Annotated in this window: 16 protein-coding genes; 9 read left to right on the top strand and 7 right to left on the bottom strand. The window is 38.2% G+C overall.

What is annotated here, in order from left to right:
- The first annotated feature begins 1 nt into the window (after nucleotide 1).
- The 7 genes from OQ267_RS01355 (at nucleotide 2) to OQ267_RS01325 (ending at nucleotide 6,000) form a co-directional block, all read left to right on the top strand.
- Nucleotides 2–1,375, top strand: a complete 1,374-nt coding sequence (locus OQ267_RS01355; protein WP_265834624.1) for an NADH-quinone oxidoreductase subunit N — start codon at nucleotides 2–4, stop codon at nucleotides 1,373–1,375.
- Between the two features lie 46 nt (nucleotides 1,376–1,421).
- Nucleotides 1,422–2,072 carry a DedA family protein gene (locus OQ267_RS01350; protein WP_088299777.1) on the top strand — a complete coding sequence of 217 codons (651 nt, stop codon included), beginning with the start codon at nucleotides 1,422–1,424 and terminating at the stop codon, nucleotides 2,070–2,072.
- An 8-nt stretch (nucleotides 2,073–2,080) separates the two neighbouring features.
- Nucleotides 2,081–2,632: an inorganic diphosphatase gene (locus tag OQ267_RS01345; RefSeq protein WP_029282047.1), complete on the top strand. Its 552-nt coding sequence runs from the start codon at nucleotides 2,081–2,083 to the stop codon at nucleotides 2,630–2,632.
- Between the two features lie 71 nt (nucleotides 2,633–2,703).
- Nucleotides 2,704–4,059, top strand: coding sequence for a hemolysin family protein (locus OQ267_RS01340; protein ID WP_172406438.1), 1,356 nt, complete (start codon nucleotides 2,704–2,706; stop codon nucleotides 4,057–4,059).
- Between the two features lie 9 nt (nucleotides 4,060–4,068).
- Nucleotides 4,069–4,773 (top strand): 16S rRNA (uracil(1498)-N(3))-methyltransferase, encoded by a 705-nt coding sequence (locus tag OQ267_RS01335; RefSeq protein WP_265834623.1) that lies wholly within the window; start codon nucleotides 4,069–4,071, stop codon nucleotides 4,771–4,773.
- Nucleotides 4,770–5,495, top strand: coding sequence for a DUF4159 domain-containing protein (locus tag OQ267_RS01330; RefSeq protein ID WP_265834622.1), 726 nt, complete (start codon nucleotides 4,770–4,772; stop codon nucleotides 5,493–5,495). Before OQ267_RS01335 ends, OQ267_RS01330 begins: the two co-directional genes overlap by 4 nt.
- Nucleotides 5,496–5,499: 4 nt before the next feature.
- Nucleotides 5,500–6,000: an acetyl-CoA carboxylase biotin carboxyl carrier protein subunit gene (locus OQ267_RS01325; RefSeq protein ID WP_265834621.1), complete on the top strand. Its 501-nt coding sequence runs from the start codon at nucleotides 5,500–5,502 to the stop codon at nucleotides 5,998–6,000.
- Between the two features lie 61 nt (nucleotides 6,001–6,061).
- On the opposite strand, the gene OQ267_RS01320 is transcribed toward OQ267_RS01325, so the two are convergent.
- Complete coding sequence (locus OQ267_RS01320; protein ID WP_172406427.1) at nucleotides 6,062–7,729, bottom strand: SUMF1/EgtB/PvdO family nonheme iron enzyme; 1,668 nt, start codon at nucleotides 7,727–7,729, stop codon at nucleotides 6,062–6,064.
- A 600-nt stretch (nucleotides 7,730–8,329) separates the two neighbouring features.
- Here OQ267_RS01320 and porV point away from each other — a divergent pair.
- Nucleotides 8,330–9,514 carry a type IX secretion system outer membrane channel protein PorV gene (gene porV, locus OQ267_RS01315; protein WP_265834620.1) on the top strand — a complete coding sequence of 395 codons (1,185 nt, stop codon included), beginning with the start codon at nucleotides 8,330–8,332 and terminating at the stop codon, nucleotides 9,512–9,514.
- Nucleotides 9,515–9,585: 71 nt separating this feature from the next.
- Nucleotides 9,586–10,065, top strand: coding sequence for a 2-C-methyl-D-erythritol 2,4-cyclodiphosphate synthase (gene ispF, locus OQ267_RS01310; protein WP_265819254.1), 480 nt, complete (start codon nucleotides 9,586–9,588; stop codon nucleotides 10,063–10,065).
- A gap of 54 nt (nucleotides 10,066–10,119) precedes the next feature.
- Here ispF and OQ267_RS01305 read toward each other — a convergent pair whose 3' ends face one another.
- From OQ267_RS01305 to OQ267_RS01280, 6 genes are all read right to left on the bottom strand, one after another.
- Complete coding sequence (locus OQ267_RS01305; RefSeq protein WP_265834619.1) at nucleotides 10,120–10,989, bottom strand: pirin family protein; 870 nt, start codon at nucleotides 10,987–10,989, stop codon at nucleotides 10,120–10,122.
- A 64-nt stretch (nucleotides 10,990–11,053) separates the two neighbouring features.
- Nucleotides 11,054–11,584: a YceI family protein gene (locus OQ267_RS01300; RefSeq protein WP_265834618.1), complete on the bottom strand. Its 531-nt coding sequence runs from the start codon at nucleotides 11,582–11,584 to the stop codon at nucleotides 11,054–11,056.
- 200 nt (nucleotides 11,585–11,784) lie between these two features.
- Nucleotides 11,785–12,372, bottom strand: a complete 588-nt coding sequence (locus tag OQ267_RS01295; RefSeq protein WP_088299767.1) for a Crp/Fnr family transcriptional regulator — start codon at nucleotides 12,370–12,372, stop codon at nucleotides 11,785–11,787.
- 9 nt (nucleotides 12,373–12,381) lie between these two features.
- A complete protein-coding gene (locus OQ267_RS01290) occupies nucleotides 12,382–12,540 on the bottom strand; it encodes a FeoB-associated Cys-rich membrane protein (protein WP_088299766.1) in 159 nt (52 codons plus the stop codon).
- 153 nt (nucleotides 12,541–12,693) lie between these two features.
- Nucleotides 12,694–13,881: a hypothetical protein gene (locus tag OQ267_RS01285; protein WP_265834616.1), complete on the bottom strand. Its 1,188-nt coding sequence runs from the start codon at nucleotides 13,879–13,881 to the stop codon at nucleotides 12,694–12,696.
- Between the two features lie 188 nt (nucleotides 13,882–14,069).
- Entirely contained in the window at nucleotides 14,070–14,897 is an 828-nt protein-coding gene (locus OQ267_RS01280) for a type 1 glutamine amidotransferase (RefSeq protein ID WP_265834615.1), read from the bottom strand.
- Between the last annotated feature and the right edge of the window lie 4 nt (nucleotides 14,898–14,901).

The following is a 14,901-nucleotide window of genomic DNA, read 5'->3' as shown; positions in this document are numbered from 1 at the left end:
AATGAATATTATCATAACCATTAGTATAACCGCTTTTATTGTTCTTTATGCAGGATTGTTTAAAGCCAAGAAAGCATTACTGCCGCTTACTGTTGTTGGCTTGCTTACCGCATTGGGATTTACTATCGGCGCCTGGAATGGTCATGCCATTCACTTCGGCATGATGCAGACAGATAACTTTGCGTTAGCATTCTCTGGCGTTTGTATCATTGGTACACTTTTGATTTTCCTGTTGACACAGAACTATTTTCATGCTAAAAGTGATAACATAGCCGAATACTATACTTTAATTCTTTTCGCCCTTGCCGGGATGATTATGATGGTATCGTATAAAAATATGGCGATGCTTTTTGTGGGACTTGAAATCATGTCGGTAAGTTTATACATTCTGGCCGGGATCCGAAAAAGGGACTTTGCATCGAACGAAGCATCATTAAAGTATTTTTTAATGGGTGCATTTTCAACAGGCTTTTTACTGTTCGGTATTACCTTAATTTACGGTGCCACCGGTTCATTTGATTTAGATAAAATTCAGGCTTACCTGGTTGACAACAGTAAAGCGATATCGCCAATTTTTTATCCTGGCGTTATCCTGATGATGATTGGTTTATGCTTTAAAGTTGGCGCTGCACCGTTCCATTTCTGGACACCTGATGTATATGAAGGGTCTCCTACATTGATTACCACCTTTATGAGTACCGTGGTTAAAACAGCTGGTTTCGCTGCTTTCTTAAGGTTGTTTTCAGATGCTTTTGCTCCCCTTCATGATTTCTGGGTGGCACCTTTAATTGTAATTGTTTGTTTAACCTTATTTATTGGTAACATTACGGCACTGTTTCAGAAGAACTTTAAGCGGATGTTAGCGTATTCCAGTATCTCTCATGCAGGTTACCTGTTGTTTTCTCTTATTGTATTAAGTGCAAATTCAGAAAACAATGTTTTAGTTTATGCGGCGGCCTATACTTTCGCTTCCATCATTGCATTTGCGGTGTTGATTCTGGTAAAGCAAAAAACCGGCAGTGATAGTTTTGAGAGCTTCAACGGTTTGGGCAGGAAAAATCCTTTAGTGGCACTTTCGCTCACGGTGGCGATGTTATCTTTAGCAGGTATTCCTTTAACTGCTGGCTTTATCGGGAAGTATTTGATGTTCCTGAATGTAATGGGCGAATATCAAATGTTATTGGTAGCCTTTGCCATCCTAAACGCGCTGGTAGGTTTTTACTATTACTTTAAGGTTATTATAGCCATATGGTTTAAAGAAGGGGCAGAAATAGAACTTTCTACACCAGGTCAGTATAAGGTAGTTCTATTGGTATCAGTAGCGATTACGCTTATTTTGGGTATTTATCCAGCAATTATTTTAAACCTAATATAGGTATACAGTTGTTAGATAATTATTTGTAGTTTTACAAATAACTTATATGCACGATTTTTGGAATAACCTGCATCACCTGATTGATCCCGAGAAATTATTGAGGGAGGGCGGTTTCTATCTTGTTGTATTTGTCATTTATGCAGAGACCGGTTTATTCTTCGGTTTCTTTCTCCCTGGTGATTATTTACTGTTTTTAGCTGGAATGTTTGTAGCAACAGGGAAGCTGGATGTCAACATTGCATTGCTGTTGGCAGGATTGTGCGTTGCTGCAATTTCAGGAAATTTTACTGGTTACTGGTTCGGAAGAAAAACAGGGCCGGTGCTGTACACTAGAAAAGACAGTTTTTTCTTTAAAAAGAAATATCTCAAAGCTGCAGAACGTTATTATAACAAACAGGGGGCTTTCGCATTAATCATGGGCAGATTTGTTCCGATTGTTAGAACTTTTGCACCGATTTTTGCTGGGGTGGTGAGATTAGACTTTAAGCGATTTGCCCTTTACAATGTAGTGGGTGGTGTATTATGGATTTGCTCGCTTACTTTACTAGGATATTTCTTAGGAAAAAGGTTTGAAAAAGAAATTAACGATTACTTATTATATATTATTATTGGCTTCATCATTATCACAACTATCCCTTTATTGATTACATTTGTAAAAAGTAAAGTAACAAGTTCTGAAGAGGATAAGACAGATTAAAATTAAAAATGGCAAAAGAAGAAACCCACGCTTGGCATAGCGTATCACCAGGTAAAAACGTACCGGAAATTGTAAATGCAATTATTGAAATCCCAAAAGGCTCAAAAGCAAAATACGAAATAGATAAAGAATCAGGATTAATTAAATTAGACAGGGTTCTTTTTTCATCAGTGATGTATCCTGCAAATTATGGTTTTATTCCACAAACTTATTGTGACGATAAAGATCCTTTAGATATTTTAGTGCTTTGTTCAGTTGATGTTTATCCTATGACATTAATCGAAGCAAAGGTTGTAGGTGTAATGCATATGGTGGATAATGGAGAGCAGGATGATAAGATTATAGCTGTTGCTGCTCATGATATGTCAGTTAACTATATTAACGACTTAGATGAATTGCCTCCGCACCAGATGAAAGAAATTGTTCGTTTCTTTCAGGATTATAAAGCATTAGAAGATAAAAATGTAACCATCGAACATTTGTTAGGTGTTCGCTATGCTCATAAAGTGATTAAAGAGAGCATGGAACTTTATAATACCACATTTAGAGAATTAGCTTAATGGATTTACCCACGGTTTGCTTGTTTTTAAATATTAAATTAAGCGCAATCCTTCCATCATCAAGCCTGGCGATGGTTGCCTTAGCGGAAACTGATACAACATCAGTTGGATGGCGGTTATTTTTTGCTTTGTTCCTGGTATTGTTGAATGGATTTTTTGTTGCGGCAGAGTTTGCCATTGTTAAAGTCCGGGCTTCACAAATTGAAATCAAAGCAAAAACAGGCAGCAGAGTGGGTAAAATGGCTAAAACAATTATCCATAACCTGGATGGTTATTTAGCTGCCACACAGTTAGGTATAACGCTTGCATCACTTGGCCTGGGTTGGGTTGGTGAAGGCGTTATGCATACTATCTTTAAAAATCTTTTTGATAGCTTACAATGGGGTTTAAGTGATGCAACTATTCATACCGCATCTACCATTGTAGCCTTTTCTCTGATCACCATTATGCATATTGTGTTTGGTGAACTGGCTCCCAAATCATTCGCCATTCAGCGTCCGGTAGCCACAACATTATTTGTATCCGTACCCTTACAGATCTTTTATGTCGTTTTCCGGCCATTTATATGGACGTTAAACAGCTTGGCTGCTGTAATTTTAAAACCATTCGGGATTGATACTTCCGCAGGGCATGAATCACTGCATAGCACCGAAGAATTACAGTACTTGCTTGAACAAGGTAAAGAGAGTGGTGCATTAGATAATAACGAACACGAATTAATTAAAAATGTATTTGATTTTAATGAGCGTGTGGTTAAAAATATTATGGTACCACGAACTAAAATTTCGGGTATTGAATTAACTTCTCCAAAGGAAGAAGTGGTGGATACAATTATTAAAGAAGGATACTCCCGTTTACCGGTTTATGATGACATCATGGATAAAATTGTCGGTATCATTCACGCTAAAGATATTTTGCCGCTCGTTGCAGCCGGAAACCAGCATTGGACATTAAACGACATTATCCGTAAGCCCTATTTTGTTACGGAAACAAAAAAGATTAATGATTTGATGAGCGAACTTCAGAGTAACCGCATTCAGATTGCTATTGTATTAGATGAATTCGGTGGAACAGCAGGTATGGTTACCCTTGAAGATATTGTAGAAGAGCTTGTTGGAGAAATTCAGGATGAATACGATGAGGAAAAACCATTGGTTGAAAAGGTTTCTGATAATGAGTTTATTGTAAACGCCTTTGCAACAGTTTATGATGTTAATGAACATTTGCCACATGATTTACCGGAGGATGAAGATTTCGATACCATTGGTGGTCTAGTGTCGCATGTGTTTGAACGTATTCCGGAAGTTGGCGAAAGCAATGAATCTTATGGTTATCTGTTTACCATTCTGAAGAAAACTGAACAAAATATCGAAACCATAAAGTTAGAATTGGTGATCAATAAAGAAGATATGGTTGATAATCACTAATTTCAATGCATGCATATTTTTTATACGCCAGATATTTCCAAAAATACTTATACCCTAAACGAAGAAGAAAGTAAGCATTGTGTTCGGGTGCTTCGGCTTTCAAAAGGAACAGTTGTTAACCTGGTTGATGGTATTGGCGGTTTCTATACAGCCGAAATTATTGACGATCATCCTAAAAAAGTTACGCTATCCGTTTTAAATGTGGAAAGGGAATTTCATAAGCGTAATCACTATTTACACATTGCTGTAGCGCCAACTAAAAACATTGACCGATTGGAGTGGTTCCTTGAAAAGGCTACTGAACTGGGGATTGATGAAATTACGCCCATCATTACAGACCGTTCTGAACGCAGGATAGTAAAAGATGACAGGTTAAATAAGGTAATTACCGCTGCTGTTAAACAATCCATCAAAGCTTATCATCCTAAACTAAATGAGGCAATTTCTTTCGATGATTTTTTGAAACAGCCATTCGATGGCGAGCGTTTAATTGCCCATTGTATTCAAGATGCAGAAAAGAAATTCATCTCTGATTTAGCAGTGCCTCATCAAAAATATTTAATTCTTATCGGTCCCGAAGGTGACTTCACACCAGAAGAAGTTGGTTTGGCTTTGAATAAAGGCTTTAAACCATTAACTTTAGGTGAAAACAGGCTGCGCACAGAAACTGCTGCATTGTCTGTTTGTTTTGAAATCAATTACCTTAACCGATGAAAAAAGTTATAAGCGATAAGTTAAAAGTTAAAGGTCAGCATTCATTCTTCTTAAAACGATTATTCTTTTTTTCGTTTCTCCTCATTCCTTTCTCTTTACTTTTTTGTCTTTTGTCTTTTACTGTCCCTTCTTATAGGATGGGGAAATTAAAATATAGTGGTGGGGGAGACTGGTATGCTGACCGAACAGCTTTACCTAACCTCATTTCATTTTGTAATACCAACCTGAAAACTAATTTTTATCCTGAAGAAAGCATTGTAGAAGTAGGGAGTAAAGATATCTTCAACTTTCCCTTTGTTTATATGACCGGGCATGGGAATGTACAGTTTAGCGATCTTGAAGTAAAAAACTTACGACAATATTTAACAGGAGGAGGTTTTCTGCATATTGACGATAATTATGGCTTAGATAAATTTATCCGGCCGCAAATGAAAAAAGTTTTTCCTGAATTGAATTTTGTAGAACTACCATCCAATCATGCCATTTATCAGCAGAAATTTAAATTCCCAGGAGGATTGCCTAAAATTCATGAACATGATAATAAACGTCCGCAGGGATTTGCTTTAATTTATAAGGGCAGGGTCGTTTGCTATTACACCTATGAATGCGATTTAGGGAATGGCTGGGAAGATTTGGGTACATACGCCGGAGACACACAGGAAACGCGCTTAAAAGCACTAAAAATGGGTGCTAATTTAGTGCAATATGCTTTAACACAATAGACGTATGGATAAGATCGAGGTGAATAAGAATATCATTTTTAATATTAGCGGAGACGCTACTAAATTCCATGTGAATGATCAGCCAGTAGAATTGGATTTAATTGATATATCGGCTTCGGAGACACATATTTTATATCGAAATCAATCATTCAATGTAGAAGTCGTAGAAGTAAATCAACAAGATAAGGCCTGTAAAGTTAAAGTCAACGGGACAATTTATCAAACCAAAGTTGAAGACCGATTTGATCAGTTATTAAAAAACCTGGGTATGGATAACCTCAATTCTAATAAAGTTTTAGAAATGAAAGCGCCCATGCCTGGTATGGTTTTAAAAGTATTGGTGAATGCTGGTGATGAAGTTAAAAAGGGCGATAACCTTTTAATCCTGGAAGCCATGAAGATGGAAAATATCTTAAAATCAACTACGGATGGAACAGTTAGTAAAGTATTAGTTAAACAAGGAGATAAGGTAGAAAAGAACCAGATCTTAATTCAGTTTAAATAACGATATATAAGCCTTTGTATGAAAAAAGTCCCGGCCTAAAACCGGGACTTTTTTTTATGATTTATCTTCCTTTAACACGATAAGGTTTAGGAGGTGGGGTTTTGAAACTTCTCTTTCCGGCAGTGCTGATTTCCGGTGCACCTAACATCGTCATGGCGCAGCGAAATCCAACTTCAGCAGATGATTCATCTTGTTGCATAAAGCGACGTGTTGCAGGATTTAACCAGTAGGCCATGTCATTCCATGAACCACCTTTGTAAACCCTTGATTTATCATTAACCAAGGTTACACCTTCTTCATTCAGCAGTAAATTCTGTTTATCACGAAAACCCCTTTGATCTGCCTGATAACTATTTGAAGCCGTAATAGGTTGTGGATCCGTAGATTTAGAAATAGAATCGATACGTTTGGCCTGTGCCTGTTTTTCAGCCCAGGTTTGCTTTCTGCCTGAATATGCATTTTCTTTAATTGGGTTGCCATATTTATCAAGCGCAATTTTACCATTCTGAGCATCCTCCAATTTTTTATTGGTAAAGTAATTACCACGGTAAGGATTAAAAGCATCAGCATCTGTAAATGTGCCTGTTCTATACACATCGTTAACCCATTCATTAACGTTTCCGGCCATGTTGTATAAACCAAAATCGTTTGCCGCATATTGAATAACCGGAACAGTTAAATCACCCTTATCGTTCAGTGATCCGCCAACACCCATGTAATCTCCCGGAGCCCTTTTAAAGTTGGCCTGAATCATGCCCCTCGTTTTTTTGCTGGCTGAACTTACACCTAATCCGTTCCATGGATAGATTTTATTCTGATTAATATTTTCATATTCGGTATTACCGATTAAGCCCAATGCAGCATACTCCCATTCAGCCTCAGTAGGCAGGCGATAGGGTTGCATAATTACACCATCTTCCAATGTGGCTGTTCTGCGTGGTTGAGTATTTCCCTTTCCTGCACCGGCCGTTGTAGTTGCTGCACCTGCTCTGGTATTATAATCTATAGGTGCATTTTTGCCTTTATCATCATATTGCCCATTCAGATAAGCATCCGTATTAAAGGGCTTATCGGGTCTAGGTGTTGCTGCAGCAGTCGCATTATTCCCTTTACCGCTTGTACCTGCATTAAGTGTTTTATAATCCGTTAAGATACCTTTTTCACGCAAAATAAACTCGTTTGCCCTTGAGGTCCGCCATTCACAGTAACGGGATGCCTGTTCCCAGGAAACGCCTACTACGGGGTAATCACGGTATGCCGGATGCCTCAAATAGTTATCTACATAGGGTTCATTGTAAGATAATGCACTCCGCCAAACAAGGGTATCAGGTAGCTCATTATAATAGAATTCCCGGTCTTCCGGATAGTTATACCTGATCCAGTGTAAATATTCTAGCCAATCCGTGTTGGATACCTCTGTTTCATCCATATAAAATGAAGGCACAGTCACCTGTCTTTTATAATTGTAGATATTTGGTTCTACTCCAGGAATTTCAATTGCACTTCCGCCTACCACAAGAACACCGCCTTCAATTGGAATCAATCCCGGGCCGGGTGCACGCTTATATTGCGTCGCTACGGCAAAAGCTCCGGAAGGATTTGTTTTACTTTTACGATTGGCATAAGGAATGCCGGTTTTACTAGAACTGTTTCCACCTTTCGAGCTACAGCTGGAAAGCAGAATGGCTACCGACAAACATGTAAAAGAGTATAGTAATAGTTTTTTCATAAGTGAGTTTCAAAGTATCGCCCCGTCAACGATTCAACTGATAAAATTAAGCAATTTTAAATCAATATATAAATATTGTGCTAATTAATTGAGGATATATTTTTAAAGGCATAACGTGTCGTCTTGATTCATATTGTAGCAATAGGGTTTTTATTTTTTATTTAGGCTAAAATATTATAAATAAGGCATCTAGTTGGATTCTGGTTGCGTGAAATGGCATTATCAGGATCTTAATTTACAAAAAATTTCTGCAGTGTTTAAGGATGACCATTCTGATTAAAGAGGATTCAGACCAAAGAAATAGTGTGCTACAACTTTAGCGAATACATTTGTTGTTTGATCACCTACAAATGCTATAATTTACTGGACGAAGGCAAGGGTAATCAAAGCGCCGATAGCAGATGACTTCATGCTTCAACTTTCCTCAGAAGGTTGTGATCATAGTTGGTTTGTAAAAAAATGTGGGTTTAATTAGTAAATTATGACTTAATTCGTAATTTGCTAAAATATAGTGTTTGGTTTGACGTTAGGATCAATATATTAAATATATTCTGCAGGTTTTACCAAATACCAAAATCTAAAATTACGTACCTTTAAAGGATGAATTTCAAGTACATCAGTAAACTTGCCTTTTCTGCACTGTCGCTGGCCTTAGTGTTTGGTAAAACAAATGCACAGGTTGTAGCTGGCAATACGCTTACCAATGGAAGTGAATCCAACAATATTGTAACTTCGGTTCCATTCCTGTTGATTACTCCAGATGCCCGTGCAGGTGCAATGGGTGATGCAGGTGTAGCAGTAGCCGGTGATGTAAATTCAGCAAGTATTAATGCTTCTAAACTGGCTTTTCTGGATCAGCCTTATGGATTTGCAGTATCATATAGCCCCTGGCTGAAAAGCCTTGTCCCTGATATCAATCTGGCTTATCTCAGTGGATTTTATAAATTAGATGACCGAAATACAATTGGTGCCTCCTTAAGGTATTTCTCCTTAGGATCTATTCAGTTAACGGATATTAACCAACAAGAACTCGGAATTGCCAACCCAAATGAGCTGGCTTTTGATGTGAGCTTCGCAAGAAATTTTGGTGAAGAGTTTTCATTAGGAACCTCGCTACGGTATATTTATTCCAATCTAGCTTCAGGACAGTTTGCTTCAGGTCAGGTAAGGGCTGGAAATGCCGTGTCGGTTGATGTTTCAGGCCTATATAAAACAGAAAGTGATCTTTTCGGAAAGCCTGCCATTTTTTCAGCAGGAGCCAATATTTCAAATATTGGTACTAAAATGAGTTATTCTGATGGTAGTCAGAACTTTTTTCTGCCTACAAATTTAAAACTGGGCGGGGCATCTACCATTTTGTTAGATGATTATAATACATTTACTTTTGCGCTGGATTTTAATAAATTACTGGTCCCCACGCAGCCCATTTATGATGCCAATAATAATATCGTCAGTGGAAGAGATCCCAACCGATCTGTTCCTGCCGGAATATTCGGATCTTTTAGCGATGCGCCCGGTGGTTTAAGCGAGGAATTAAAAGAGATTGGCATCTCCACAGGAGTAGAATATTGGTATAACCAACAGTTTGCCATCAGAGCCGGTTACAATTACCAGAGCCCAATGAAGGGAGACAGCCGTTATTTTACCATGGGCCTTGGTCTGAAATATAATGTCTTCAATATTGATTTCTCATACTTAATGGCCAATGCACAAACTAGTCCGCTTGCCAATACCCTACGTTTTGGTCTTTTGTTTAACTTTGGCGGTAGCAAAACAGTTAAATAACCGCTTTTGGTTCTCATGTAGTTTTCCGCTAGCAATTAACCGTTATCAATTTAAATCAATAAACTTTTATAATGAAGATTAAAGTAGGCTTTGGCTTCGACGTTCATCAGTTAAAAGATGAGCATCCTTTTGTGGTGGGTGGGGTAACATTAGAACATCATAAGGGTGCTTTTGGCCATTCGGATGCAGATGTTTTACTACATGCCATTTGTGATGCACTTTTGGGAGCAGCGAATCTCCGTGATATCGGCTACCATTTTAAGAATACTGACGACCGATGGAAAGGCATCAGCAGCATTATCCTATTAAAAGAAACGGTTAAATTGTTAACAGAAAAAGGTTGGCAAGTGGGGAATATTGATGCCATGCTTTGTCTGGAGGCCCCTAAAATTAATCCTCATATTCCTGCTATGCAACAAAATATTGCTGATGCCATTGAAATTTCTACTGAAGATATTTCTATCAAGGCAACTACAAATGAGCAGATGGGCTTTATTGGCAGGGAAGAAGGTGTGGTAGCCTATGCGGTTTGCCTGATTGAAAAAGCCTGATTTGCTGATACTGCAGCACGCTAAATAGGATGGATTTAAATTCATCCTATCTACCTATTCCTCCAGGTAACCAAATTTTCCCTGATTGTAATCTGATAAGGCCTGCTGTATCTCAGCGGCTGTATTCATTAAAAAGGGACCATAGTGTGCAATAGGCTCATCAATGGGTTCACCACTTAAGATTAGGATAACACTATGTGCTAAGGCTTCGATTTCAATTTCTGTTCCGTTATTTCGGAAATGTACAAAGCTATCTGCATGAGCGATTTCTTTTCCATTTACTTCTATCTCACCCTCAATCATCATGAGGCCGGTATTATAATTTGCAGGAAAGCTCAAATTTACTTTTCCGCCTTTATTTAACCTGGCATTGTACACATGAATAGGGGTAAAAGTATTGGCATTGCCTGTTATTCCCTGATAATTCCCGGCAATAACCTCTATTTTTCCGCCCTGATCCGGTAGCTCAATATTTGCCATTTCTGCTTGCTTAATGCTCTGGTACCCGGGTTTCCCCATTTTATCTTTCGAAGGTAGATTAATCCATAACTGAACCATTTGAAAGGATCCCCCGGTTAAACTGTAGTTTTCTTCATGATATTCCTTATGCAGGATGCCCCTTGCTGCAGTCATCCATTGAACATCACCGGCATAAATAATTCCACTCTTTCCCGTACTATCGTGATGTGCAATAGCTCCATGGTAAGCAATGGTTACCGTTTCAAAACCCCGGTGCGGATGAATGCCAACTCCACGCGGATTTTTTCGTGCAGAAAATTCAATTTTTGAACCATAATCCATCAGGAAAAAAGGACTCATCTCGATTTTATATCCCCCGGGGAAAAAGTTATGTACTCTAAAACCATCTCCAACCATATGTGGTGCAGGTGCTTTTAAAATGCTGGCTATTTGTTTTATTTCCATTCCCTTCAAGTTAAATAAGGCATAGGGCATGGAGCAATAACCCCATGCTTAAATTCCCTTTGCTCTATGCTTGTTTCACAAACTGTAATTCGCCTAAAATTCGAACTTCCTCACTCACCATTACACCACCGCCTTCTATCGATGCATTCCATGTCAGACCGAAATCAGTCCGGTTGATTTTGCCGTTTAATGTAAAACCTGCTTTGGTGTTTCCCCACGGATCAGTTGCTATGCCACCAAATTCTGCAGTTAACTTTACTGGTTTAGTTTCGCCCTTAATAGTTAAATCACCCTGAATCAGGTAATCATCTCCTTCTTTTCTTACGGATGATGATTGAAATCCCATAGTTGGAAATTGCACTGCATTAAAGAAATCTGCACTTTTTAAATGATGATCACGGTCTGTATTTCCGGTGTCTAAAGAATTAATGTCGCCTTCAAATGAAATTTTACCGTTTTCAAATTCATCATTTTCTGTGTCTAATTCTGCTTTAAAAGATTTCAGATTACCAGTAATGGTGGTGATCATTAAGTGTTTTACTTTGAACTGAAGTTCGCTATGTGTTGGATCTAATGTCCATTTTGTAGTAGCCATATATTCTGTTTTGATGCGTTTAATATTACATCACAAAATTACGATAGTAGCTAGGAGAGGAGGTTGATGTATGGTAATAAATAAATTATTGAATTAGAGAATTATTGAATTATAGAATGTGAAAAGCTATCTCTTCTTCAAAACTCAAGCATTCAATTATTAGAAATGCATTCCTTCATTCAAACCTTATTTGTTCTTAATTACGGGCGGAAGTGTTTGTTGGCCAGTTCTTTTCTTACCCTGCTTAATGATTCCGGTGTAATGCCTAAATACGATGCAATCATCCATTGAGGTACACGAAGTGTAAGATTTGGATAAAGCTTAATAAAATCAAGATAACGTTCTTCAGCCGTTGCACTCAACAGCATATTAATGCGCTTTTGCATAAATCGGATGGAGTTATTCAGCAACCTGACTTGCATCGGCTGCAGACAGGGTACCTGTATGGCGGCCTGCTCCATAAAATCATTGGGCATGAGCACGACTTCGGAAGCTTCGATCGCCTCAATGAAAAATATCGATGGCTCATTATTCATATTATTCCGGTCAGAAATTAACCAGTTTTCGGGTGCAAACTGAAGAATATGTTCTTTGCCCTTTGAATCAATTGAATAGGCACGTAATAGTCCTTTACAAACAAAGAAACCATGTTTAAGGTTATCTCCTGTATATTGAATGATCTGGCTTTTATCGAATTTCTTTACTTTTAAAGGAGAAGAAATGCTGTCAAATTGCTCATCAGTTATGGCTATTTTTTCTTTGAGATAGTTTTTAAACTGATCGATCATAAAGGATTATTACTTTTTTGAAGGTTTAATGTCCGAAAAATCTACACCGCATTTGCAATTGCCGCCGCAGCCATCTTTCTTCACCCGAAGAGATTTATAAACCAAACGGCCAACATATACCAATGCTACCGCAAAAAGTAAAAAGACTAAAATGGTTTGAATATTCATAATACAAATATAACAGGCATTTTTAGTTTGGTGTTCAGGTGAATGTAAATTATTTTAAAGTCAAAGTAAGCATCAAATATTTACCACAGAGCGCACTGCATTTTAACAGCGAGTGCACAGAGAAAGTAATTTTTTAGGATTAAAATAAAGAGATTAGTCTTCCATAAAACCTACGGTGCCACCAACCCAGTCAAAATCTGCATTGTAACGGACGCCAATCATTTTGCCACGGCTTAACCTGGCCAGGTTGATACAAAGTTGCGGTTCGCCATCATCCGGCCATAAATACATCATCCTGATTTCTGCCTTCACACCGCCAGTTGGCGATTGTACGGCAGGTTCATAATTAACTTTTCGCTGCAAAATCCAATTTTCAGGATCAGGAATTGCGTTGATGTCTTGTTCTGTAACATCGATTATCACACCCATCCCCGCAAAAGAAAACAAGGGTTTAAGTACATAATTCTCCAGATCGGTAGGGATACTGTCTATCTGATTTAAAAACCTGGTTTCCGGTACGAATTGACTATCCAGAAAAGGCATGGTGTATTTGCTGATCCGATAAAACCAGTTGGGGTGGGTTGCCCATTCAATATCCAGTTCATCTCGCGGATCGAAGCTGGTTTTGAACATCTCGGTATTATTGGCTACTTCATCAAATATTAATCGGTTATAGATTCGCTTCAGCTGAATTTGTTCGCCGTTTTCTTCGTAGAAAAGCTGCTTTCCTATCTTCTTAATATCCTCCAATGCCAGGATCTTTATTCCAAGCAGCTTTTGCGTCACAAAAAAATCGATGGCTGTTTTTTGATTGGGCGCATCAACATCCATCAGCGCTACCTCATGTGGTTGATGCTTGCCAATAATCACCTCTTTTAATAATTGGATGTATTGCGCTTCATTAAATCCATTCAGGAAATAATCCAGGGATGAATCAATATCAAACTGCGTAGCAAAAGTTTTTCCAAGGTGATGCTGAAAACCATAAAGCGAGGGAAAACCCTGCAGCTCTATTAACATCGGTGTTAATTCCCCTGCTTCGTTTTTACAAATGCCGAAATCAAAAGTGAGAAAATGAGGGTGGTCGTTTTCATTTGGCACATTCCATTGAGGCGGTATTGATGGAGCTGTAAACGCTTTGAAATTTGGTTGCTTAATCAGATTGATGATTTCTTCACCGGCAGCGATTAACTTTTCTTTTAATGCTTTAGGAATAAAAACCGGAGTTTCGGCTACGCGAAAGGGAATTTGAGGATAACTATCTTCCAGCGCTTTAATGAAGTTTTGATACTTTTCATCATTAAACTGCTTATTATATTTTTCGCGTTGTGCAGGTATCATAATTAGGTATATTTATTTGATGCTATTCTATTTCTCTGCAGCTTTTGCTTCGCAGGCCGCTCATTGCCAGTTTTCATTTTTTCAACAAAACGAAGCAAACGATTATAAATGAAATTCGAATCAGGAAGATTGCTTAACATTATGATTCAGCATCATTTTACAATAATAATTTACTTAATAAACCATACTTAAACTTCCTGTAATCTCCCGATGGCTTGTTTCAAAAAATTAGGTAAGATTATGCTTTGGGTCAATACAATCCTGGCCGGATCATCCAAACTGTTCAGCATATCCAAATACTTTTGTTCGCCATGCAGATCAACAATTGCTTTTTTCTTTTCTTCCTGAAGCAAATACATTTTCATTCCAACCGGATCTGCCTCCGGATGAAACTGTGTCCCAATTATTTCATTTGAAAAGCGGATAGACATCATACATCTTTCAAGGTCTATATGTTTTCGTTCTTTTTCTATCGCGAGTAGTTTAGCACCTTTTCTTTCAAAGGCATCAAAATCTGGTTCTATTACCTGCCAGTCCCTGCTATCAACTGAAAAGAAGGGATTGGTGATACCCTTAAAAATTTCATCCTGCTCGCCTTCTTCCGTTAGCGTGATGGGGAAAATTCCAAAAGCATTTGATCGCCTTTCGGTTACATTTCCCAGTTTGTACTTTTTGCAGGCAAGCTGAAAGGAATGGCAAATCAGAAAAGCATATTTTTTTTTCATTTCGCTTCCTTGATTAAAGGCTTCAATCTGATCGAGCAAGTTGTAAAAGTCATTTTCCCACTTTTCGCCTTCACTCTCCAGCGGACTTCCGGGGCCGCCGCTTGAAATGTAAGCATCGTATTCCAAACCGGGTATTTCTCCTTTCTGCCTTAAATCAAACAGATCAAAAGAAAGGTTGATATGATTCTCTTTTCCAAAGCGCAACAGGATTTCCTGAATTCCCCGCATGCCCTGATTGGGTGCGCCGTTATTCAGGTCGATAACGGCCACCTTTAAATCTTTTTTATTCATCGTG

Source organism: Pedobacter sp. MR22-3 (assembly GCF_026240075.1).
GTDB lineage: Bacteria > Bacteroidota > Bacteroidia > Sphingobacteriales > Sphingobacteriaceae > Pedobacter.
This window is presented reverse-complemented; position numbering and strand designations above follow the sequence as displayed.